The sequence below is a fragment of the Bacillus sp. GbtcB10 genome, from assembly GCF_019091365.1.
Lineage (GTDB): Bacteria > Bacillota > Bacilli > Bacillales > Bacillaceae > Bacillus > Bacillus altitudinis.
Genome location: NZ_JAGXJP010000313.1, coordinates 1 through 246 on the forward strand (window position 1 = coordinate 1; position 246 = coordinate 246).

General features: G+C 38.6%; 1 protein-coding gene. It reads left to right on the forward strand.

Annotated features, from left to right (window positions below):
• Positions 1–246: Gfo/Idh/MocA family protein (locus KVT11_RS20360; protein ID WP_254636542.1), on the forward strand; the 246-nt coding region annotated here is incomplete at both ends.

A 246-nucleotide genomic window follows, 5' to 3' on the forward strand; every position in this document is an offset into this window, starting at 1 on the left:
TTATGCCTTATCAAAACCGTCGTTTTGATGGTGATTTTTTAGCGGTGAAGCAAGTTGTTGAACAAGGATTTCTTGGTGATATTGTTGAGGTTGAATCACATATTGATTACTTCCGTCCTGGTTCAATCACTCACGAAGGTCCAAAAGAAGAAGGTTCATTTTATAGTTTAGGTATTCATACGATGGACCGCATGATTTCACTATTTGGCCGTCCAGATACGGTGACATACGATATTCGCAATAATG